This is a genomic window from Polaribacter sp. BAL334 (genome assembly GCF_015767435.1).
Taxonomy (GTDB): domain Bacteria; phylum Bacteroidota; class Bacteroidia; order Flavobacteriales; family Flavobacteriaceae; genus Polaribacter.
Genome location: NZ_JADWOV010000149.1, coordinates 1 through 468, shown reverse-complemented (window position 1 = coordinate 468; position 468 = coordinate 1). Strand labels below are relative to the sequence as shown.

Here is a 468-nt window from a genome sequence, read left to right as displayed (position 1 = left end):
TAACAATTGTGCTCCTGAACGTGATTTCTTTAGAATTGATGATTCAGGAAGTCTTTTACAAACTGGAGCAACAACAAATGTTACAATGGATAGTTGTACTTTAAATGCTTGTAATCTTTCATCAGGAAGAAGAGTTTTATATGTTAGATTTGTAGCAAATCAAATTATTGTAAAAAACACATTAATATCCAATTCTGGTGGAATGTATTCCAACCAAAGTAAAACAGATGATTCCATTCAATTCATAAACAATAACTATTTTAATGCAGCTGGATATTTTAATAGTGCAATTCCAAGATATGATAACTCTGGAAATCACACTGAACTTAATCCAGGTTATGTGAATGCAGCAGCCGGAAACTTTACAATTACAAATCAAACTTTGATAGATAATGCTGTTGGTGATCCACGTTGGAGACAATAACAATAAAAAATAAATCAATACTAAAAAAGGTATGCATATTTATT

At 30.1% G+C, this 468-nt stretch carries 1 protein-coding gene; it reads left to right on the top strand.

From position 1 onward, the window contains the following. Nucleotides 1-424, top strand: a 424-nt coding sequence (locus IU405_RS00780) for a DUF5123 domain-containing protein (RefSeq protein ID WP_197436742.1), incomplete at its 5' end; no start/stop codon positions are given. Nucleotides 425-468 lie beyond the last annotated feature (44 nt).